Origin of the sequence: Allobosea massiliensis (genome assembly GCF_042655245.1) — a bacterium.
In the GTDB taxonomy this organism is placed as follows: Bacteria; Pseudomonadota; Alphaproteobacteria; order Rhizobiales; family Beijerinckiaceae; genus Allobosea; species Allobosea massiliensis.
In genome coordinates, this window is record NZ_JBHSLU010000069.1 from 1 (window position 1) to 19,928 (window position 19,928).

Sequence of the window (19,928 nt, forward strand, 5' to 3'; positions counted from 1 at the left end):
AGTGGCTGGGGTCCACATCGCTCGCTCCAAGATGGCCTGAACAACCCCTTGGAATCACGAGTGCCCCAGTCGCTCAACCCTTTCGGGACGGGCTCTTAGAAAACCGAATATCCTTGGTAGAGTAGCGAGATGCGCCATGGCTGCTGTTCCCGGGCAAAGGCTGTATTGGCTTCCCACCGCACGCGATTTTCGTCGCAGCCTTGCTGAACTCGACGCCCTCAGGATGGATCGCTCGTTCTGGGACGGAGCGATCGCTCTGGCACAGCACAACCTCGACCTTGTCCAGACTATTCAGCTTGACCGGCTGATCCGATCGAACGCAGGCGCCGCAGATTCGAGGCCGCAGGCCGCTCGCTTCGTCCGGCTAGCTATTCTGGCAACGTCGACGACGAGTCACCTACAGCCCGGCATTCGCATCGGCTGCCTACGTAGGGGCGTCAATGTCGATATTTATGAGCCAGGTTTTGGCCAGTATCGACATGCGATCGCTGACTTGGGCTCGGAATTCTGGGCCTTCAGGCCGGACGTCGTGCTCGTTGCACTTGATGCTCACCATGTTTCACGCGGGCATAGTGCGTTGGGTGACCGAAGCGCTGCGGAGGAGCGACTTAATCATAGTCTGAATGAGCTCAAACGCTTGTGCGGGACGATCCGAGAACGCTTGCCGTGTCGGATCATTTTGCAAACCGCATTGCCCATCATTCCTGCCTTGCTTGGTGCCAATGAGCATCGTCTTCCTAACTCGCCGCGGCAAATGATCCTGTCGTGGAACGAAGCCCTGCGCGATCTCGCCGAACAGGAGGGTTTCGATTTGATCACGCCCGATCAGTATGCCGCTTGGCAGGGATGGGGCTGCTGGTTTGACCCCGCACTCTGGCACAAGGCGAAGCAGGAGATCAGCCCTTTGGTTGGGCCGTTTTACGGCGACCTGGTGGGGCGCGTGCTCGGGGCCCAATCCGGTGCTTCGTCGAAATGCCTCGTGCTCGATCTCGACAATACGCTCTGGGGCGGCGTGATCGGGGACGATGGACCGAACGGCCTGGTGCTGGGTGCCGGTTCGGCTGCGGGCGAGGCCTTCTGTGCTTTTCAGCGCTATCTGAGCAATCTCGGGGAGCGCGGCGTAATTCTGGCCGTATGCTCCAAGAATGACGAGGCAAATGCGACGGCGGTGTTCGAGCACCACCCGGAAATGGTGCTGAGGCTGAAGGACATTGCCTGCTTCTGCGCCAATTGGAACGACAAAGCGACGAACATCCGCTCGATCGCGAGCACGCTCAATATTGGATTGGACAGTATTGTCTTCGCTGACGACAATCCCGCCGAGCGCGAATGGGTGCGCTCTCGGCTGCCTTCGGTGCGCGTGCCCGAATTGCCAGCGGATCCGGCTCATTTTGCGCAGTGCCTAAGCGACAGCGGATATTTCGAGGCAGTCGTTGTGACGGCCGATGACCTGGGCAAGGCCGGACAATACCAGGCCAACGAGGAGCGGGCGAACGCCGCATCGGCCGCAACGGATATGGACGCCTTCCTGGCCGAGCTTCGAATGGAGCTGATCTGGGGGCCATTCGACGACATCAATCGGCCGCGCGTTGTGCAGTTGATCAATAAGACCAACCAATTCAACCTGACAACGCAGCGATGTTCGGATCAGGAGGTCAGTGCCTTTGAGCGCGATCCGCGCTGCCTCGGCTTGCATTTCAGGCTGCTCGACCGCTTCGGTGACAACGGGATCATCTCAGTCGTCATGGCGCGCGCCGACGGAGACGAAACCCTTGTCCTCGAGAACTGGTTGATGAGTTGCCGAGTGTTGGGGCGGCGCGTGGAGCGGGCGGTGCTCGCAGTGGTCGCCACAGAGGCGCGCTCCCGCGGCTATCGCACCATTGTTGGCAAATTTCGCCCGACAGAGCGGAACCAAATGGTGCGTGAGCACTACCGCAGCCTTGGCTTCGCTTGCGTTGCCGAAGACGCTTCGGGGGCAACGACTTGGTGCTTCGATGTCGATTCGTTCGCCGATTTGCCCGTTCCGATCGACATTACGGAAAGGAAGACGGAATGGATGAGCGCGCAGTCTACGCTGGCTTGACCCAAATATTCAGAGACTTGTTCAATGATGATACAATCGTACTCTCGGCCGAAACGTCAGCGGCCGACATCGAGGGATGGGATTCGTTTAACAACATTACCTTGATGGTCGCTGCGGAAACCGAGTTCGGCGTCAAATTGCGCAGCGATGAGATCGAAAATCTGTCAAATATCGGAGACTTGGTTCGAGCGATTGAGCGTCAAGGAGTCAAAACTGACTCAAGATAGGAATTCTGTTTAGTGTGAAAGGGGCATCCAATGTCTAGCACCTGTTTGGTCGCATCCCTTCCTGATCGAAATGCGGCAAGTGTGGTGCTTGCTGATCTGAAATCATTGGGCTTTACTATCGAGAATTTCAGCGTCGTGCAGAAACTCACATCCCTTGCAAGTGGGGGAGTTCAAAAGTCAGGTATTGAGGACTTGTGCATCCAGTGGTCACGGACTGACCGCGTGTTTGATGGACTATGGGGCGTTTTCTTTTCTGGCATTATTTGTAGTTTGCGGTCAGTCGCGCCCATCTCAGTCACCGGCTATTTGGCCGGGATGCTAATTGCATCGAATCACGTTTGGAAAACGTCACATTGCTGCTGTCAGTTAGATCAGACTTTAAGTGAAGTTGGCCTTGTTGAGGGCAATATCGCGGATTCGGCCGAGGCGAGGCCCTTAATATGGGCAAAACCCTGCTGATAGGCGTTGGCGACGTCGAAAACTCCGCGTCGACAATATCAATGGCTGTGAAAGCCGCAACAATCGCGGTATCTTATTACGCAGAGGAGCCCACCCATGTTGTGGATGCGCCGTTCTGACGACGCTCGTATTGTTCCGGCAACACTCTAGGCTCGACGGCTCAGTCAGACGGCCGAACTGCACTCAAAACACTTCAAGCCGATCTGTCTCATTCCTTGGCGGTGCACACGACGCGGGTTTGCTCCATATACAGCTCTCCGCCTCGCCTGGAGATTTCAAACGCGCGCTGAAGACCGCTGTCGAAGGTCACGACTACCGCGCTAGCGTCAAGCGTGAAGCTTCCGCCGCTTTGCCAGAGGCCATCATACGAGAAGCGCCCATCATTATCGAAGGTGAAGTGCGCCCCTCCTGCTGTTGCACAGACCTTACCGTTAATCGCGCTGGTGATCTCTCGCAGGCCCAGGGCCAGGTTCGCACGATGGGCGATCGCGGGTTCAAGCTGCGCCAAGAGCAGCAAACAGGCCGCCGATAGAGCGATTTGGTGAGACAACCTCATCACAGCCTCCCCTGGCTTGCCCCGATGGCAAACCCACTCGGGGCTGACAATCTAAGCTTGAAATGGGGATGTCAGCTTCGGATGTGAAGAGCTTCACCTCTGCCGGGCGAGGATTGTCTCCATTTGCGCGATTTCCGCCTTCTGCGACTTGGTGATTTCCTGACAGAGCGCGACGATCTCCGGATCAGTGATGCTGGCTTTCTCGCACATCAGGATCGCGCCGGAATGATGTGGGATCATTGCGCGCAGGAACTCGGCATTGCCAATGCCGGCTTGGGTTCGCATGGCTATGAAGCCAATGACAAAGACGGCAACGGCGGCGCCGCCGATAATGATGTTCAGCCGCGACGAGGGGAACATCGAGCGCATGGAGACGAGCATGATGATCGTCATCGGCGCGACCATCATCATGGTCATGTAAACGTTGTTGAGATTGAAATGGAAATGCGCAAGCGCTGCGATCATGGTGTACATGACGAGGTACATCACAATGAAATCCAGCGTCAGTTCGATCGCTAGGCGGCCGTAATGGTTTGGGCCTTTATGGCCATTGCCATGCTCCATGGGGGCCTCCTTTCGGGAAGCTCATGAGGGTCTCGATACGAGTCAAAAACTTCCAGAAGCGGTGCTATTTTCCCTTCGTTTTCAGCCATTCGTCGATCGTCTTGATCTCCTTTTCCTGCGCGCTGACGATTTCAGTGGCGAGCCTCTTGACGGTGGGGTCTTTGCCATTCGCCAAAGCTACCTTGGCCATATCGATTGCGCCTTGATGGTGGGCTTTCATCTGCATCATGAAGTCGACGTCGGCATCGCCGGTAAATTTCGACGGCATCGCCTGCATCATCCGCATCATGCTCGCCTTGTATTCCTTGGTTGATGCGGAATCGGAGGCCTCCGGCATCATCATTTTCATGGGCATGCTGTCGCCCATCTGAGGCTTGGGAGCTGGCTGCGCGACTGCGGCGGTTATCATGGAGGCCGCGAGGCCAGCGGTCAGAACGAAGCGCATCATCTGAGTTCTCCAAAGATTCGAGGGCAAAAGCGGCTAAGCTGCCATTTTCCGGCAGCTTTCTGCGCAACCGCGGCAGGCCTGGACGCAATCGTCCATGTCGCCGATCCGCTCACATTCGTTGGCGCAGTCTTCGCAAATGTCGGCGCATTCGGCGCAGAGATGCTTGTGGTGCGGGGAGCCGATGATCATGACTTGGGCGCTGGCGCGGCAGATCTCGGCGCAAGCGAGCATTAGCTGGATGTGCTCTGGGGCGGAGTGCGCTCCACCGAGCTTGAGGCAGTGGTTCGTGCTCATGCCGAGGCAGGTTTGATAACAGCGCAGGCATTTGTCGATGCAGGACTGCATCTCTGGGGTAGGGCGGTGCATGGTCTACTCCTTGAGCCCGTTGCGGAGGCGGTGAGCTTCCTGCTCCAAGGAAAGACGCGGGCGGCGAGCGGGGGTTCCTACCCGTTACAATCTGTAACAATCCGCTGGCTTGGCAGCGCTTTTGCCGTGCGGTGCAGTGGCCGTGCGCGGTAGTCGCGACCGAACGATGTTTGCTGGGTATCAGTCCGAGGGCGGTAATGACGAGCGGTCGTGCGGAGGAACTGCCGGACCTTTCGGTTTCGCGGCGACGGTGGCGACGCGAGGAAGTGCCGCCTAGGAGCGCGTCGCCGAGTTATCCCTTCACGGCCATTCTCAGCAGCCCGATGGCCGAGTTTTGAGATATCGCTCCATAGCGCGTCGCGCTAGATCTGCCTCGTCCTCAGCGATTGGGATGAGGCTCACGACGATGTCGGCGAGCCGCAGCCGCTCCGAGTCAAAGTCGACATTATCTTTCAGCGACGCTTTGATTTGATGCCAGGCCGCGTCGAGTGCGGCTTCTGCTCGCGCTATGTCGACCGGATCATTCAAAGAAGAGAAAGTCATTTCTGGGCTCGGTTCAATGTGACGATCGGATTCAATCCCGGCAAACACGTTGAATCCTAATCAATGACCGGGTTCAAGGGGAAGGCGCCCTACGCCACGGCTTCCCCTATGGAGAGCCAGATCAGACGAGAACGACGAGGCGCTCGTCAAATGCTGTGTTGCAGAACAGCGGGCCGTTGGGATTGCAAATAATGCGAGTGCCGTTCGGCCTTTGAATATTGACTGAGCGATGCACATGGCCGTGGATCCAAACCGCTGCTTTGCCTTGATCGGTCAAATCCGAAAGGTCTGATGCTGAGTTGCCTGCAGCCCAGGTCCCACGGTCGGGCTCGGCTATGCAGGCTGGGTGAGGGGCGTGGTGGGTGACAACGACCACGGGCATCGAGCCTGGCTGAGATAGAAGCTCTCCGAGCCTGGAACGCGACCGCGCATGCAGCCGGCGGGCATCACCGACTGTGATGAGATGACTGCCGCCGGCGTGCTGGACGTCCACCTGTTCGCCCGTTTCGGCGCGGCAGCTAGGATCGCCCGCGAGGGTATAATCGGACCAGAGTGTGGCGCCGACGAAACGACATCCTGCAATGACAGCCGAGCTTTCTTCGAGAAGAGAGATTTCTGACTGGGCGGCAAGCAATTTCGCCGTGGCGAGATTCTCGTTGATCTCGCCATTCCAATGTTCGTGATTGCCCATGACGAATACGATCGGTTTCGATCCGGCCAACGCCCGAAGCAAGCGGAACGCGCGAAGCGTGTCGGCTTCCCAAATGTCTCCGGCTGCCACAAGAACATCGAAATCGGGCCGGGCCGGGTCGAACGCCTCCGGGTAGGGAATCGTTTCGAAGTGAAGATCAGATAAGAACCATAGGCGCGACAAGATGGCGTCCTCAGAATTTAGGCCTGCCGCCGATGCCAATGGCCAAATCACCGATTTGGTGAGGTGGCTCGACGCAATGGGCGGGCCTCTGTGAAGATATTGCGGTGACGAAATTCCGCTGGGCTCGAGAAGGTCAAAAACTCAATCAGGCCTGGAGTAGGGCGGTCACATGTGTGCCAGGGCTCATCGAGAAACCGTTCGGGCGCGTAGCACCAGGCCGGCCCTGGTCCGAGCTTATACTGTCGGGACAGGTATTCTGCGACCGCTCCATAGAGAGCGTTGCGTCGGGCCGCAGCCTGCAGCGGAGGCTCCTGCTCGAGCATCTGTTTCCGGTCTTGGGCTGACGAGGACAGGTAAAACTCGTCCAAGAATTCCTGGAGGAGATTATCTCCCAAAGTAGTCCCGCCCAGGATCTCTTGGGCTGCCACTTCGTAAAGGGTATCGGGGCGCATTGCGGTTGCTCTTTTGGCTCTTGGTCCCGCCGGCAAGCTCTGGAAATAGATCCCGTAATAGGAAACGCTGCTTCCTCGATGCCGCTGCGGATTTGGGGAAGAATTTTGCGAGACAGTGAGTTGCGCTATCGACGGTGCTGATGCCGGTAACCTGAAGCAGGGCTCGAATATCCTTGATCTCGGTCGCGCCTTTGGCGGGGTCATTGACCCGCATGGCCTTGAGCTTGAGCGCCAGCATATAGTGGGCCGTAGGAATACTGACGGTGAGACCGACATCGCCAATGGACGCCCTGGGGAACGATCCAAAAATCTCATGATCACGCCTGGTGGCGAGACTGTTCAGATGGAAGGTGGAAAGAAGTTCATCGACGTTGAAATTTTGTGTGGCGAGCGGAGAAACGGCTGTTCGAACAAGCAAAATTGGTCGACGTTCGCGGGCATCCAATTTCTGCCTCTGCGAATTCCAACAGAATAACTGTTCGTGACTTTATTTCGGTTGGAGCGAGCGAGATACTGATTGCGGTCGCTGAAACTGATGGCGCAGCAAAGTGAGCTCGACCACCTCATTTACCAGCGACGCCGCGTTGGTCATTGTCAGCCATGGAGAGCGCGCGACGTTTGCCTGGACCAGCTTGCCAATCGTCTCGCCAGCGAGCCTCCGGAAAGCCTCGTCATCGTCCCGGTTCGGACCGATTGGAGCGCTCTCGTCTAGGATGGTCGCCGCGAACCAGTGGTACCGGGATTGGTGGGCGAGGGCGATCAGTTTCAATTCCTCTCGACGAACCTCATCGGGCTCGCGGCCAGTGGCTTCAAGCGCCGCCAGGAAATAGCCTAAGGCATCGAGCGGTGGACGATCGACCAAGACGACGTCGGATTTGAGGGCGGCTTCCATTTCCTGCCGAAGCCCTTCAGCCATTATCCAGAGAGTGCCTTCGTAAACGTGGTCGCGCAGGATCGGGAAGCCGGCGTCCCGGGCTCGCGACGCCGTATCGACCACTCTGGCGACCCGAAGGCCATGCGCGTTGAGCCGAGCTTCGACTTCCTTCAGGAATGATGATTTGCCGGTGGAGTGAGTGCCGGCTACGGCGATTGTTGTGTGAGCGAATTTCACAGCAGCAGGTCCTTCTGCCGCTCAACGATATCAGCGTCGGCAAGGACTGCGGATCTCACCGCCTCGGGGACGCTGGAGAGCAACACACGAAACAAGGCCACCGTCAGTGCCACGTCGTAAGGCGCCGAATGCGATCCGGTTCTGAAATCCGCTTCGATTTTGAGCGTGATACCGAGCACTTCCGAGAGGTTGGAGAGACCATAGGACGGCAATCCCGGCTTAATCGCCTTCGCCAGCTTCAAGGTGTCGATCGCTGCTCGAGGCTTCCAATGCGGAAGCACTCGCTTCAATGCCTCCAGATCGACCTTCACGTTATGGCCGACGATAGCTGCGTCTTCGATCCATATGAGGACGTCGTCGGCGATCTCGTCGAAGTTCGGCGCATCTGCAACGTCTTCGTTCGTGATGCCGTGGATCGGCGATGCTGCTCTCGACGGGCTCCAACCTTGTGTCGTCGATCCCGGACCAGGTCACCAGGATGGTTAGCTTGATGTTCGAAAGGCGTTCGAGACGCTGTATATCGTCGGGCTCCACACGCCATCGCGTGATGACCAGCACCGGGTTTCGCAGTCCCTTGCCATCAAGAATTTCCAGGGTACGGATGAGGTGATCCTTCACGCCGGGAAGGAAGGGATCGGTAGCACGGTTGAGCAATTGAATTGGGGTGATGTCTTTCCGAAAGGCCCAATGCTCGACCAGTTCGCGCACTGCCGCGTCATCGTCGAGGACGAGATGCGGTTTCTTCATTTCGAAGTTCGCAAAGAGGTGTCGGACGCAGTATCCGCAATCGAGCGGGCAGCCGACGATATGGTTGAGGCTCAAGCCGCTTTTTCGGTAGTCGACAATCTGTCGTAATGCCGAGGGGAGATCGGGCGGAGCTTTACGTAATAGAGCATCGGTTTTCATAATTTCCCCGCCGGCTCATGTTCTCCTTCAAAGATCATAGGAGAGGTGATTGCGAGCGAGAATAGGAATATGTGTTAAGATCCGCGCTGCAATCAAGTCAAACGCCGATCGGTAAAATATGTAGGCAGAACGTCCAGTGGAAGACCGGTTAAATCACCAAGTTAGGTTTCCACAGCAGCGTCGGCCGAATGGACGACATGGCTAGGTGCGAAAACGGAGCGGCATGTTGCCTTCGGCGAATTAGGCTCCTGACTTCGACTGCAGTGCTTTCTTTGCCTTTTCCTTTTTGGGTAGTTCGTATCCAAATTCGAAGAAGAAATGCGCGACGCGAATGTGTCCATGCGTCGGGGCCAACGATGGATCGCGATCGTGTTCGGTGTCAAAATCGGCGGCGGCAAAAAGTACTGAAGGCTCCTCGAACGGTGACCCCGCTGTTGTAGGCCGCAACTTCAATGACGTTGCGAGGACTGAATTGCCTAACGCTTTTCGGATCGGCGGAACAACGTCAGGTTTGGGATCGAGCAAAATGCCGACCATGGCTGCCACGGCCTGATGGCGGCTGTAGATGCCGGTCACAAAGCGCCCAAGCCCGCTTTGGCCGAGGTAGTGATCGCGATGACTCTTTTGGCGGCCGATACGCTTGAACTCGAACACCAGCTTCAATTCCCGGGAGCTATCGTTCCAACCGTAGACGATGTCGGTTCGGCGCTCCTCAATGATTTCGGCAGTGTCAGGATCGATGACCCCGAAATTGTCCTCAGCGGCCCACATGCCAAGGAGGCCCCGCTTTCGGGCTGTATGCGTCTCGACGTACATTCTCAGCCGCTTTGTCAGTGCAGGCTCTTTGGATTTCGGGTGAAATTCCTTGCGCGGCTGTTGGGCGAGATCGCGCCATGCATCGCAGAGTGCCTCGACGGCCTCGGTTGCGGGCTGAATTGGGAAGGCCGAAAGCCAAGCAGAAGACATCGTCACGCCGGTACCGCGAACTTGTCGGAAGTGAACCGCCCCGGGTTTGTCGGAGGCCCCAACTCCTGAGAGGATGGGGCTATGACGAGCAAGACGACGAACAAGTTCTCGCCTGAGGTGCGTGCCCGCGCGGTGCGGATGGTGCTGGATCACGAGGCCGAGCATCCGTCGCGCTGGGCGGCGATCATGTCGATTTCGGGCAAAATCGGCTGCACGGCGCAGACGCTGAACGAGTGGGTGAAGAAGGCCGAGGTCGACAGCGGCCGCAAGCCCGGGCTGACGACGGACATGGCGGCCAGGCTCAAGGCTCTCGAACGCGAGAACCGGGAGCTTCGGCAAGCCAATGAGATCCTGCGCAAGGCATCGGCGTATTTTGCCCAGGCGGAGCTCGACCGCCGACACCGGTCATGATCGGCTTCATCGACGACCACCGCGGGGCCCATGGGGTCGAGCCGATCTGCAAGGTGTTGCCGATCGCCCCGTCAACCTATCATGAGCATGTCGCCAAGCGGACCGATCCGGGGAAGCTCTCGGCTCGGGCGAAGCGAGACCTGGAGCTGAAGCCTCAGATCGAGCGTGTGTTCGGCGAGAACTTCGAGGTCTACGGCGCGCGCAAGGTCTGGCGGCAGATGTTGCGCGAGGGGTTCGACGTCGCCCGCTGCACGGTCGAACGCCTGATGGCTGATCTCGGTCTGCAAGGCGTCATTCGCGGCAAGCCGATCCGCACGACCGTCCAGGACAAGGCCGCCCCGTGCCCGCTGGACCATGTCAACCGGGTGTTCCACGCGCCGGCGCCGAACATGCTGTGGGTCTCGGATTTCACCTATGTCAGCACCTGGTCGGGCTTCGTCTACGTCGCCTTCGTGATCGATGCCTATGCTCGCCGGATCGTCGGTTGGAGGGTGTCGCGGACGGCCCATGCGAGCTTCGTGCTCGACGCGTTGGAGCAGGCCCTGCACGAGCGCCGACCTGTGCACCGCGGTGGGCTGGTGCATCATTCGGATCGCGGTTCGCAGTATGTCAGCATCCGCTACACCGAGCGCCTGGCCGAAGCGGGCATCGAGCCCTCCGTCGGCAGTGTGGGCGACAGCTATGACAACGCTCTCGCCGAGACGATCAACGGACTCTACAAAGCCGAGCTGATCCATCGGCGCGGGCCATGGCGATCCTTCGAAGCCGTGGAGTTCGCGACCCTGACCTGGGCCGACTGGTTCAACCATCGCCGGCTGCTGGAGCCCATCGGCAACATCCCACCGGCCGAAGCCGAGGAACGCTATTACGCGATGCTGGACGAGCCAGCCATCGCAGCCTGACTCAAACCAAACGGCCTCCGGCGAAGCCGGGGCGGTTCAGTGCTGGACTCGTCGCCGGCGCCTGTTTGGATCCGTATTCGGCTCTGCTCGGATATCCCTCAAGCGATCGCGGAGTCGGCTCAGTTCGCGCTTCAGCTCGACTTCTTCAGTCTCACTCAATTTGCGAGGTTGCGAAGCCGTTTGCTTGTCGGGATTGCGCGCCGATACTTCTCGAGGAGGCACCCAGTTCTGTCCTGGAATGACAGGCTTTCGAGCCACAATTGACCATCCCTCACGAGCGTCCTGGATGATCAAATCAACGGGGATCGCATGCCATGAATTTCAATGGCGCTCTAATCAGAGTCGGGCATTCCATCAATCCGCCCGCCGCACACCGGACAATGATCCGACGGAACCCAATAACGAAAGGCGCCCGACATTGTCGGGCGCCCATTCGAATTGCGGAACTCAACCTGCAATCGCGGAAACACTATGCCTCGATTTTCAAGACCAGGGAAGGGAAAATCGGTCCTTCGCGGCGTCAATCCGCAGGTCTTTCATTCTAGGCAGATGCCGGCGCGTACCACCAGGATCGCGTTCGCTATCTTTAACTGCGGCAAACTTCGCCTTTCCCCACACCCACACGAAGAGCCAGGCCATCGTGACAGCGACGATCAATTTGGCCCAAGCGCTCAAAATCGAGACGACTGCCGAGGGAGTGGAAACCGTCGAGCAACTTGAGGCGCTGCGTAGGGCAGGGGCTTCACAGGCTCAGGGCTATCTGTTTGCTAAGCCGATGCCGGAGAACGAAATCCCGGCGTTTCTTATGCAGCCGCGCCTTCTCAAACCGGCACCATACGCTGCCTAAAGGAGCGCGCCGGCGGTTTCTTTCTGTCGCGCCACTCTCCGCCACGACTACACACTTAAGCAGGTATATCTCGCTGCGGGAAACTTTGCCGCGCATGCCCTATTGTGTTTCAACCTCAGCGGTGCACTGATTAAGGTGCTCCGGAGGCGTGCTGATGCGTGTCTCGGATCGATCGGTGGGGGATATGCAATGCGGCGCGTCGTTCTGCTGGCAATCGCGATGAGCTCCATACCCGGTATCGGTCACGCGGCCATTATAGGCGGCTGCAAGTTCAATACTGAGACCTTGCAGTTTCAAGGGAACGCTGTGGAGCAGGCCAACTGCTTGCTGCGGGCCGTGAAGAAAAAGGGCGCTGGCGCTACCCCTCAGCCCATGCCCGAGTGGATAACGGCGAATGTCGGACAATCTGTTTCATTGAGCGTCGACCAGCTGAACAAATATCTGGCTGCCAAGCAGATTGAGCCGATGACCATCGGCGGCCCCATCAGCAAAGGTGCTGCTCCCGATCTCAGATACTTTGTCATCCACGACACGAGCTCCCCGGAAATCGAGGAGGCTAAGGGCTTCCCAGCCAACCTCGACGAGGCCAGCTACAGCGGCAACAAGCTGGCCAACTGGAATGGCAACATAAAGAACCAGGTCAATCTCATCGTTAGCCGCGATGGACAGTCGCGTGCATATCGGCGCTGGGGCGAAGCGCGCCCATCGCCGGCGATCAAGCTGGAAATGCAGCGGTACTCCGCGCCTTCGAAAAAGCATTTTGTCCACGTCGAGAACGTCCAGCCACGCCTGAAACCGAAGACGACTTTCGCCTGGATTGCGCCAACGCCGGGCTTTTCGCCAAAACAAGAGGATCGCTTAGCGCTCGCCTACATCGCGGCGAGCATGCAGGCCGGTCGCTGGCTCGTGCCAGCTTACCACTTCAATATCGATCAGGGCCTCCCTGATGGACACGATGACCCTCAGAGCACCGATCTTCCCAGCTGGGTGAAGCGCATAGCGGCTATCGAAGCTGCGATCAAAGAGTGAGGTGCGCCATGTCCAAGACCGCTCGCGGAGTACGATTCAGTCTGGCCCTTCTCGTCATCGGCTCTGCCGCCGGATGTGGTTCCCAGGACACCGCCCAGGGTCCACTGGCTGGGACATCGCCCTCAGGCGGCCCACCAGCCCTTGCAGCGGCATTGCCCGTGTCCGGTGGCGCCGGCGCACGTCAGCCCGCCTGTACGCTCGCCTGGAGGGCTCATGGTCACACGACGCAAGCAGAGGCCAAGGCTTTCGCCGCCCGATGCTTGACGCCAGCCGACGGCGCAGTGGACGAGCGTCTGTCACCAGCGCTGGTTTCCGCAAAACTGAGCAACCTGCTCCCCTCGAACCACGAACTGACGAGCGTGGTGCCCCGGGACATCGCCAGCTTTTGCCCGGCATATGCGAGCCAGGGTCCAGCCGACCGAGCGATCTTCTGGCGGGCTCTCCTGACCGCTATCGTGAAGCCAGAGTCGAACTACCAGACGGCCACTGCCTACTGGGAAGACGGACGGCAGCAACAGTACAGCCTCGGGCTCCTGCAGCTCTCGTACAACGACAACGCCGGCTACAGCTGCGGCTTCACCACAGAAGCTCAGGTGACGAACCCTGATCGCAACCTTGCCTGCGGGATCCGCATTGTGTCGAAGCTCGTCCGACGTGATGGTCGCATCGGCGGCGACGGTGACAACACCAGCGGTGCAGCGGCCTATTGGTCGACACTGCGCTCATCATCCCGGGCGCGCGCCGAGATCATAGGCGTGACAGCCGAACTTCCGGTTTGCCAAGCATCCTGAGCCAGTCGGATCGGTCCGCAATAACGGAGCCCCAATGGTATACGGTGAGGTGATTCCACCGTAGCGCATCCGCGCGGACTGATCCTTGAGCACGACGAGCACCTTCTTTTCCGAGGACGACCCGACCAGCCTCGAAGGTGAAGGCGAGGCATTTATCCTCGATGTCGACGGCTATGAAGGGCCGCTTGACCTGCTGCTCGACCTCGCAAGGCGCCAGAAGGTCGACCTCACCAAAATCTCGATCCTCGCCCTCGTCGACCAGTATCTCGCCTTCATCGATCGCGTCCGCGAGTTGCGGATCGAAATCGCGGCCGACTACCTCGTCATGGCCTCGTGGCTCGCGTTCCTCAAGTCGAAGCTCATCCTTCCGCGAGACGCACCGGAGGATATCGCTGAGGCCGACGATCTCGCGATCAAGCTCGCATTACGACTTCAGCGTCTCGCCCAGATCAGGCAAGCGGCGCAAAAGCTCGTCGAGCGCCAACGCCTGGGCATCGACGTCTTCGCATGCGGACAGCCCGTCGCCATCAAAGGCAGGAAGACCAGGGTGTGGGATGCCGACCTTGTCGACGTCCTTCAAGCCTACGTCGAACACCGGCAGAGAGCCGTTGTGACCCGCATGCGCGTCGGGCACCGAGCGGTCTGGTCGCTGGTTGACGCCAAGGAGGCTATTCAAGGCATTCTGGGCGAGATCATCGACTGGACACCGATCGAACCCTACCTCGAAAAATTCATGACCCGGATCGACGCGCCGCCACAAAAGGCGCGGGTTACGGTCAAAGCCTCAACTCTATCGGCCATGCTCGAGATGGTCCGCGAAGGCATCCTGGACCTCAAGCAAGACGGCCAATACGGGCCCATCACGGTCAAACGTCGCAGTGCCGCAGCGCGCTAAAACGAGCGCGCCGACGCCGCAAATAGCCAGACACGGGGCCAATGAGCCGGGGAGCGACGGACTGCGCCCTTGACTCCTCCGCGCGATCTGGAGAACAAAATAAGAACACTAGCGAAGGAGACGATGTGGGACATGGAGGAGCGATTGCGACGCTGAGAACCGCGATCGAAAGGATCGAGGGCAGATGCGCGCGCGCCAAATCCATCCTCCCTTTCGGTATCCCGGATATCGATGACCGTCTACCGGGCGGGGGACTTGCCATGGGTGCGCTTCACGAGGTCGCAGGCGGCGGTGATGGCGCGATCGATGGAGCGGCCGCCGCGCTGTTCAGTGCCGGCATCGCTGGGCGCACAAAGGGAAAAGTCCTCTGGTGCGTGACGAAGGCGGATCTCTTCGCCCCGTCTTTCGCACAGGGCGGCCTTGGGCCTGATCGAGTGATCTATGTCGAGGCCAACGACGACAAGACGGTGCTCGCCTGCATGGAGGAGGGGCTTCGGCACGGCGGCCTCGGCGCCGTTGTCGGAGAGGTCGCTCGGCTGGGAATGACCGCCTCTCGAAGGCTGCAGCTTGCCGCCGAAGGAACAGGCGCGATCGGCATCGCTCTCAGGCGATGGCGACGACAAGCTGATGCTGCCGATTTCGGGCAACCGACGGCAGCGATGACGAGGTGGAGGGTGTCCGTCATGCCATCGACGGCGCTCCCGGTACCAGGGGTCGGCCGACATCGATGGCTAGTTGAGTTGATCAGAGCCCGCGCGGGCGAGAGTGCAGATTTTGAGTTGGAATCCTGCGATGCGGCGGGTCGTCTCCATATTCCTCCCTCACTGGGAGGTCGAGCGAACCAGGCGGGTGGCTGGAGACGCAGCGCCTCCGCCTGAGGTCCCGTTCGTTCTCATTCGCCGCGAAGGCAGCCGGCGCTTCGTGCAGGCAGCCAATCCAGCAGCACAAGCCGCAGGGCTTCACGTGGGAATGCCCGCAGCCAAGGCACTGGCGCTCATTCCCGGTCTGCTGACAGACGACGCGAACGCCGTCGCAGATGCTAAGGAGCTTGAGCGGCTCGCGCTATGGCTCTTGCAGCGGACGTCCCCGATCGTGGCGACCGACGCCCCGGACGGCATCGTCATCGACTCCACAGGCGCCGATCACTTGCATGGTGGAGAGCAGGCGATGCTCGAGGGCATCGTCGGGCGCCTCGCCATGTCAGGCGTGACAGCGCGGGCCGTGGTGGCGGACACCTGGGGTGCAGCCCATGCCCTCGCCAGATGCAGCAACGCTTCGACCTTCATCGCACCGGCAGGGGAGGGGCCGCGGCTGTTGCGGCGACTTCCCCTCGAAGCTCTCCGCATCGCTCCGGCGCTCGCTGCGAAACTGCGGCCGATGGGCTTCGAGAGCATTGGTGATCTTCTGGACCAACCTCGCGCTCCACTCACGCTGCGCTTTGGACCCGAGATCGCTTTGCGTATCGACCAGGCGCTGGGAAACGTCCCCGAGCCCGTGGCGCCAATCCGCTCCCCCGATGTCGTCGAGACGAGGCGGTCGTTTGCGGAGCCCATCGCCGCTCCCGAGACGATCGCGAAATACGTCAGCAAGCTCGTGGTCGAACTCTGCGACCGCCTCGAGGCGCGAGGGCTTGGTGCCAGACGGTTGGATCTCCTGTGCCAGCGCGTCGACTCCCACACGCAAGCCGTTCGTGTCGGGATGGCAACGCCGGTTCGCGATCCAAAACGGCTGACGCGCCTGCTCTGCGACAAGATCGAAACGATCGAGCCCGGCTTTGGCATTGAGGTGATGACGCTCGCTGCGACGATTGCTGAACCAACCGACCGGAAGCAGATCGCCAATTCCCTTATCGAGGAAACGGCAGCCGATGTGTCCGATCTGATCGACGTGCTCACCAACCGGGTCGGCAACAAGGCAGTCTATCGGCTGGCTCCCGTCGCGAGCGATTTGCCCGAGCGTTCGGTATGCCGTGTGCCCGCGATGTCCCCTGAGACCGGAGGCAGTTGGCCCGCTCACTGGCCACGGCCAGCAAGGCTCCTGCAGTTTCCCGAGCCCGTCGAGACAATGGCGCTTCTGCCAGACCAGCCACCGGTGACCTTCACCTGGAGAGGTGTGCGCCGGAGGGTGCGATGCGCAGACGGACCCGAACGTGTTTTCGGCGAGTGGTGGAAGCGAGACGCGGAGGCGATATCGGTTCGAGACTATTTCCGCGTCGAGGATGAAGCCGGTGAGAGGTTCTGGCTCTATCGCGCCGGCGACGGCGAAAATGTCGCGACAGGCTCGCATCGGTGGTTCCTGCACGGGATCTTCGGATGACCAGCTATGTCGAGCTTCAGACGTCCTCTCATTTCAGCTTCTTGCGGGGAGCGTCGTCATGCGACGACCTCTTCGCTCAAGCCGCGGCGTGCGGGCTAACCGCCCTCGGCATAGCCGACCGAAACACCCTGGCGGGGATCGTTCGCGCTCATGAGGCCGCCAAAGCGACTGGCGTGCGGCTGATAATCGGTTGCAGGCTCGACCTGGCCGACGGGCCCTCCATTCTCGTCTACCCCACCGATCGCGCCGCCTACTCACGGCTATGTCGCCTTCTGTCGCTCGGCAAAAAGCGCGCCGGCAAGGCCAAATGCCACCTCGAATGGCCCGACGTCGTCGCTCACTCGGAAGGCCAGGTAGCCGTCCTCATTCCCGACCTCGCAGACGACGAATGCGCTTTCCGACTTCGCCGCATGCGAGATTGCTTCGGTGATCGCGCCTATATGGCGCTCACACTCCGCCGGCGCCCCAACGAGCAGTTGCGCCTGCATGAGCTCTCGAACCTCGCGACGCAGATGCGTGTTGCGACGGTGGTGACGAACGACGTGCTGTTCGACATACCCGATCGCCGGATGCTGCAGGATGTCGTGACCTGCATCCGCCACAACGTGACGATCGACGAGCTGGGAGAGCGCCGCGAGCGGCACGCCGATCGCTACATCAAGCGGCCAGAAGAAATGCATCGCCTCTTTGGTCGATATCCGGAAGCGCTGGCCCGAACCACGCAAATTGCCGACCGCTGCCGCTTCTCGCTCGATGAGCTGGCCTACCAGTATCCCGAAGAGCGCGACGATCCGCGCCTTACACCGCAGCAAACCCTCGAGCAGCTCACCTGGGAAGGGGCAGCCTCCCGCTATCCCGAAGGCGTGCCCGAAAGTGTCGTCGCCACGATCAAGCATGAGCTCGCCCTGATCGAGACGATGCAATACGCGCGATACTTCCTGACCGTGAACTCAATCGTTCGGTTCGCCCGGTCCCGCGAAATCCTGTGCCAGGGGCGTGGGTCCGCCGCCAACTCGGCCGTCTGCTACGTCCTGGGCATCACCTCAATCGACCCGAGCCGAAACGACCTTCTCTTCGAGCGCTTCGTGAGCCAGGAGCGCGCCGAGCCGCCTGATATCGACGTCGACTTCGAACACGAGCGGCGCGAGATCGTCATGCAGTGGATCTTCGAGACCTACGGCCGCGACCACGCCGCGTTGTGCTCAACGGTCATTCGCTACCGCGCCAAGGGCGCGCTGCGCGATGTCGGAAAAGCCCTCGGCCTCCCCGAGGATCTTCTGAGCACCCTGAACGCGCAAATCTCGTCATGGTCAGAGAACGGCGTCGAGCAGCGTCACCTCGACGAGCTCCGGCTCAACCTCGAAGACCGGCGCCTGCGGCTGACGCTCGACCTTGCGCGCCAGTTGATGGGCGCGCCACGCCATCTTAGCCAGCACCCGGGAGGCTTCGTGCTGACCCACGACCGGCTCGACGACCTGGTTCCGATCGAGCCGGCCGCGATGATCGATCGACAGGTCATCGAGTGGGACAAGGACGACATCGAGGCGCTGAAATTCATGAAGGTCGACGTGCTCGCACTTGGCATGCTCACCTGCATGAAGCGCGGTCTCGACCTGCTCGCCGAGCACAAGGACATCGCCCTCGAGCTCGCCACGATCCCCTCCGAAGACCCGCGTACATACGCCATGATCCGAAAGGCGGACACGCTCGGCACGTTCCAGATCGAGAGCCGCGCGCAGATGTCCATGCTGCCCCGGCTGAAGCCGCGGACCTTCTATGACCTCGTGGTCCAGGTCGCCATCGTTCGCCCGGGTCCGATCCAAGGGAACATGGTCCACCCGTATCTGCGCCGTCGCGAAGGCTCCGAACCGGTCGAATATCCGACGCCGGCGCTCGAACGCGTTCTCGGAAAGACACTCGGCGTCCCGCTCTTTCAGGAGCAGGCGATGCGGGTTGCCATCGAATGCGCGGGCTTCACACCAGGCGAAGCCGACATGCTTCGAAAATCCATGGCGACGTTCAAGCACACCGGTGGCGTCAGCCGCTTCAAGGGCAAGCTAATCAACGGCATGGTCGCCAATGGCTATGCCGCCGAATTCGCAGAGCAGACCTTCAACCAGCTCGAGGGCTTCGGCAGCTATGGCTTCCCCGAGAGCCACGCCGCGTCCTTTGCCCTCATCGCCTATGCGAGCGCCTGGCTCAAATGCTGGCACCCGGATGTCTTCTGCGCCGCACTGCTCAACAGCCAGCCCATGGGCTTCTACGCGCCGGCGCAGATCATCCGCGACGCCCAGCAGCACGGTGTCGAGATCCGGCCCGTCTGCGCCAACGCTTCCCACTGGGACAGCACGCTTGAGCCGACAGGGCGCGATGGACAGCTCGCCGTCCGCCTGGGCCTTCGCCTCATCAAAGGGCTGTCGAACGCCCACGCCGCCAAGCTCGTGATGGCCCGGGCCCGCCATCCGTTCGAAACCGTCGACGACCTATGGCAGCGCGCCAACGTGCCGATCGCGGCGCTCACACAGATCGCCGAGGCAGACGCTTTCCGCCCGTGCTTTGGCCTGGCCCGCAGAGAGGCTCTGTGGGCCCTGCGCGGCCTTCGGGACGAACCCCTACCGCTGTTTGTCGCAGCGTCGGCGGATAGGACGTCTCTGATCCCCGAGCTTGACGAGCCCACCGTTCAGCTGCGGCCGATGCCGGAAGGAGGGGAGGTGGTTCAGGACTATCGCCACCTCAGCCTCACGCTGCGCGCGCACCCTGTTTCATTCCTGCGGCATGACCTCCGCCGGGCGGGAATGGTCACGTGCCTCGACGCTATGGAATCGCGAAACAGACGCTGGGTCGAGATCGCCGGCGTTGTGCTAGTCCGACAGCGGCCCGGCAGCGCAAAGGGCGTGATGTTCATCACCATCGAAGACGAGAGCGGGATCGCCAATCTCGTCGTGTGGCCCAAGGTGTTCGAGCAGAACCGGCGCACCATCCTCGCCTCAGGCCTGCTCGCCGTGCGCGGACGCGTCCAGAGGGAAGGGGAGGTGGTCCACCTGGTCGTTCAGCGAGTGGAGGACATATCAAGCCAGCTCGCCACCATAGGCCGGCGAGAACAAGGGCTCTCCTTCGTTCCGACGCGAGCTGTCGAACACACTGGCATCCGGTTCGCCGCGCGAGACTTTCGCTAAGCGGCG

21 protein-coding genes and 1 other annotated feature are annotated in these 19,928 nt (G+C 60.3%); of the genes, 10 read left to right on the forward strand and 11 right to left on the reverse strand.

What is annotated here, in order from left to right; genetic code table 11:
- The first annotated feature begins 136 nt into the window (after positions 1 to 136).
- Together ACFPN9_RS21070 and ACFPN9_RS21075 are read left to right on the forward strand one after the other, a co-directional pair.
- Positions 137 to 2,083, forward strand: coding sequence for an HAD-IIIC family phosphatase (locus tag ACFPN9_RS21070; RefSeq protein ID WP_156451630.1), 1,947 nt, complete (start codon positions 137 to 139; stop codon positions 2,081 to 2,083).
- Positions 2,053 to 2,310 carry an acyl carrier protein gene (locus ACFPN9_RS21075; protein WP_068078748.1) on the forward strand — a complete coding sequence of 86 codons (258 nt, stop codon included), beginning with the start codon at positions 2,053 to 2,055 and terminating at the stop codon, positions 2,308 to 2,310. Before ACFPN9_RS21070 ends, ACFPN9_RS21075 begins: the two co-directional genes overlap by 31 nt.
- Positions 2,311 to 2,977: 667 nt before the next feature.
- Here ACFPN9_RS21075 and ACFPN9_RS21080 read toward each other — a convergent pair.
- The 11 genes from ACFPN9_RS21080 to ACFPN9_RS21130 form a co-directional block, all read right to left on the reverse strand.
- Positions 2,978 to 3,325 carry a hypothetical protein gene (locus ACFPN9_RS21080; protein ID WP_068078747.1) on the reverse strand — a complete coding sequence of 116 codons (348 nt, stop codon included), beginning with the start codon at positions 3,323 to 3,325 and terminating at the stop codon, positions 2,978 to 2,980.
- Between the two features lie 93 nt (positions 3,326 to 3,418).
- Positions 3,419 to 3,889 carry a DUF305 domain-containing protein gene (locus ACFPN9_RS21085; protein ID WP_068078745.1) on the reverse strand — a complete coding sequence of 157 codons (471 nt, stop codon included), beginning with the start codon at positions 3,887 to 3,889 and terminating at the stop codon, positions 3,419 to 3,421.
- A gap of 64 nt (positions 3,890 to 3,953) precedes the next feature.
- Positions 3,954 to 4,337: a CopM family metallochaperone gene (gene copM / locus ACFPN9_RS21090; RefSeq protein WP_068078743.1), complete on the reverse strand. Its 384-nt coding sequence runs from the start codon at positions 4,335 to 4,337 to the stop codon at positions 3,954 to 3,956.
- 33 nt (positions 4,338 to 4,370) lie between these two features.
- Complete coding sequence (locus ACFPN9_RS21095; protein ID WP_068078741.1) at positions 4,371 to 4,703, reverse strand: four-helix bundle copper-binding protein; 333 nt, start codon at positions 4,701 to 4,703, stop codon at positions 4,371 to 4,373.
- A 312-nt stretch (positions 4,704 to 5,015) separates the two neighbouring features.
- Positions 5,016 to 5,294 (reverse strand): hypothetical protein, encoded by a 279-nt coding sequence (locus ACFPN9_RS21100; RefSeq protein WP_156449930.1) that lies wholly within the window; start codon positions 5,292 to 5,294, stop codon positions 5,016 to 5,018.
- A 73-nt stretch (positions 5,295 to 5,367) separates the two neighbouring features.
- Entirely contained in the window at positions 5,368 to 6,120 is a 753-nt protein-coding gene (locus tag ACFPN9_RS21105) for a metallophosphoesterase (RefSeq protein ID WP_082735222.1), read from the reverse strand.
- 384 nt (positions 6,121 to 6,504) lie between these two features.
- Positions 6,505 to 7,017, reverse strand: coding sequence for a hypothetical protein (locus ACFPN9_RS21110; protein ID WP_156449929.1), 513 nt, complete (start codon positions 7,015 to 7,017; stop codon positions 6,505 to 6,507).
- A gap of 42 nt (positions 7,018 to 7,059) precedes the next feature.
- Complete coding sequence (locus ACFPN9_RS21115; RefSeq protein ID WP_377817552.1) at positions 7,060 to 7,683, reverse strand: AAA family ATPase; 624 nt, start codon at positions 7,681 to 7,683, stop codon at positions 7,060 to 7,062.
- Positions 7,680 to 8,099 carry a 3'-5' exonuclease gene (locus ACFPN9_RS21120; RefSeq protein ID WP_082735218.1) on the reverse strand — a complete coding sequence of 140 codons (420 nt, stop codon included), beginning with the start codon at positions 8,097 to 8,099 and terminating at the stop codon, positions 7,680 to 7,682. Before ACFPN9_RS21120 ends, ACFPN9_RS21115 begins: the two co-directional genes overlap by 4 nt.
- Positions 7,996 to 8,589, reverse strand: coding sequence for a hypothetical protein (locus ACFPN9_RS21125; RefSeq protein ID WP_377817553.1), 594 nt, complete (start codon positions 8,587 to 8,589; stop codon positions 7,996 to 7,998). Before ACFPN9_RS21125 ends, ACFPN9_RS21120 begins: the two co-directional genes overlap by 104 nt.
- A 240-nt stretch (positions 8,590 to 8,829) precedes the next feature.
- Entirely contained in the window at positions 8,830 to 9,555 is a 726-nt protein-coding gene (locus ACFPN9_RS21130; protein ID WP_068078755.1) for a Fis family transcriptional regulator, read from the reverse strand.
- An 81-nt stretch (positions 9,556 to 9,636) separates the two neighbouring features.
- Here ACFPN9_RS21130 and ACFPN9_RS21135 point away from each other — a divergent pair.
- The 8 genes from ACFPN9_RS21135 to ACFPN9_RS21170 all read left to right on the forward strand — a co-directional run bounded on the left by ACFPN9_RS21135 (position 9,637) and on the right by ACFPN9_RS21170 (position 19,922).
- A protein-coding gene (locus ACFPN9_RS21135; RefSeq protein ID WP_377817554.1) for an IS3 family transposase occupies positions 9,637 to 10,868 on the forward strand; the annotation gives its coding sequence in 2 pieces (ribosomal slippage) (positions 9,637 to 9,928 and positions 9,928 to 10,868; 1,233 coding nt in all).
- Positions 9,921 to 10,037 (forward strand) — a sequence feature (AL1L pseudoknot). (Overlaps the previous gene by 117 nt.)
- 286 nt (positions 10,869 to 11,154) lie before the next feature.
- A complete protein-coding gene (locus tag ACFPN9_RS21140) occupies positions 11,155 to 11,715 on the forward strand; it encodes an EAL domain-containing protein (protein WP_377817555.1) in 561 nt (186 codons plus the stop codon).
- Between the two features lie 189 nt (positions 11,716 to 11,904).
- Positions 11,905 to 12,744: a hypothetical protein gene (locus ACFPN9_RS21145; protein WP_068078890.1), complete on the forward strand. Its 840-nt coding sequence runs from the start codon at positions 11,905 to 11,907 to the stop codon at positions 12,742 to 12,744.
- 281 nt (positions 12,745 to 13,025) lie between these two features.
- Positions 13,026 to 13,535, forward strand: coding sequence for a hypothetical protein (locus ACFPN9_RS21150; RefSeq protein WP_068078891.1), 510 nt, complete (start codon positions 13,026 to 13,028; stop codon positions 13,533 to 13,535).
- Between the two features lie 85 nt (positions 13,536 to 13,620).
- Complete coding sequence (locus ACFPN9_RS21155) at positions 13,621 to 14,430, forward strand: segregation and condensation protein A (RefSeq protein ID WP_082735348.1); 810 nt, start codon at positions 13,621 to 13,623, stop codon at positions 14,428 to 14,430.
- A 125-nt stretch (positions 14,431 to 14,555) separates the two neighbouring features.
- Positions 14,556 to 15,308 carry an ImuA family protein gene (locus tag ACFPN9_RS21160; protein ID WP_082735349.1) on the forward strand — a complete coding sequence of 251 codons (753 nt, stop codon included), beginning with the start codon at positions 14,556 to 14,558 and terminating at the stop codon, positions 15,306 to 15,308.
- Entirely contained in the window at positions 15,223 to 16,746 is a 1,524-nt protein-coding gene (locus ACFPN9_RS21165) for a DUF6504 family protein (RefSeq protein ID WP_068078894.1), read from the forward strand. The genes ACFPN9_RS21160 and ACFPN9_RS21165 overlap by 86 nt, the downstream gene beginning before the upstream one ends.
- Positions 16,743 to 19,922 (forward strand): error-prone DNA polymerase, encoded by a 3,180-nt coding sequence (locus ACFPN9_RS21170; RefSeq protein ID WP_068078896.1) that lies wholly within the window; start codon positions 16,743 to 16,745, stop codon positions 19,920 to 19,922. The genes ACFPN9_RS21165 and ACFPN9_RS21170 overlap by 4 nt, the downstream gene beginning before the upstream one ends.
- The last annotated feature ends 6 nt before the right edge of the window (positions 19,923 to 19,928 follow it).

Excerpts from the sequence above, each read along its gene's own strand:
- ACFPN9_RS21070 (WP_156451630.1), top strand. The coding sequence starts at position 137 with ATGGCTGCTGTTCCCGGGCAAAGGCTGTATTGGCTTCCCACCGCACGC.
- ACFPN9_RS21125 (WP_377817553.1), bottom strand. The coding sequence starts at position 8,589 with ATGAAAACCGATGCTCTATTACGTAAAGCTCCGCCCGATCTCCCCTCG.
- copM (WP_068078743.1), bottom strand. The coding sequence starts at position 4,337 with ATGATGCGCTTCGTTCTGACCGCTGGCCTCGCGGCCTCCATGATAACC.
- ACFPN9_RS21095 (WP_068078741.1), bottom strand. The coding sequence starts at position 4,703 with ATGCACCGCCCTACCCCAGAGATGCAGTCCTGCATCGACAAATGCCTG.
- ACFPN9_RS21165 (WP_068078894.1), top strand. The coding sequence starts at position 15,223 with ATGCGGCGGGTCGTCTCCATATTCCTCCCTCACTGGGAGGTCGAGCGA.
- ACFPN9_RS21130 (WP_068078755.1), bottom strand. The coding sequence starts at position 9,555 with ATGTCTTCTGCTTGGCTTTCGGCCTTCCCAATTCAGCCCGCAACCGAG.
- ACFPN9_RS21140 (WP_377817555.1), top strand. The coding sequence starts at position 11,155 with ATGATCAAATCAACGGGGATCGCATGCCATGAATTTCAATGGCGCTCT.
- ACFPN9_RS21080 (WP_068078747.1), bottom strand. The coding sequence starts at position 3,325 with ATGAGGTTGTCTCACCAAATCGCTCTATCGGCGGCCTGTTTGCTGCTC.
- ACFPN9_RS21085 (WP_068078745.1), bottom strand. The coding sequence starts at position 3,889 with ATGGAGCATGGCAATGGCCATAAAGGCCCAAACCATTACGGCCGCCTA.
- ACFPN9_RS21170 (WP_068078896.1), top strand. The coding sequence starts at position 16,743 with ATGACCAGCTATGTCGAGCTTCAGACGTCCTCTCATTTCAGCTTCTTG.
- ACFPN9_RS21145 (WP_068078890.1), top strand. The coding sequence starts at position 11,905 with ATGCGGCGCGTCGTTCTGCTGGCAATCGCGATGAGCTCCATACCCGGT.
- ACFPN9_RS21075 (WP_068078748.1), top strand. The coding sequence starts at position 2,053 with ATGGATGAGCGCGCAGTCTACGCTGGCTTGACCCAAATATTCAGAGAC.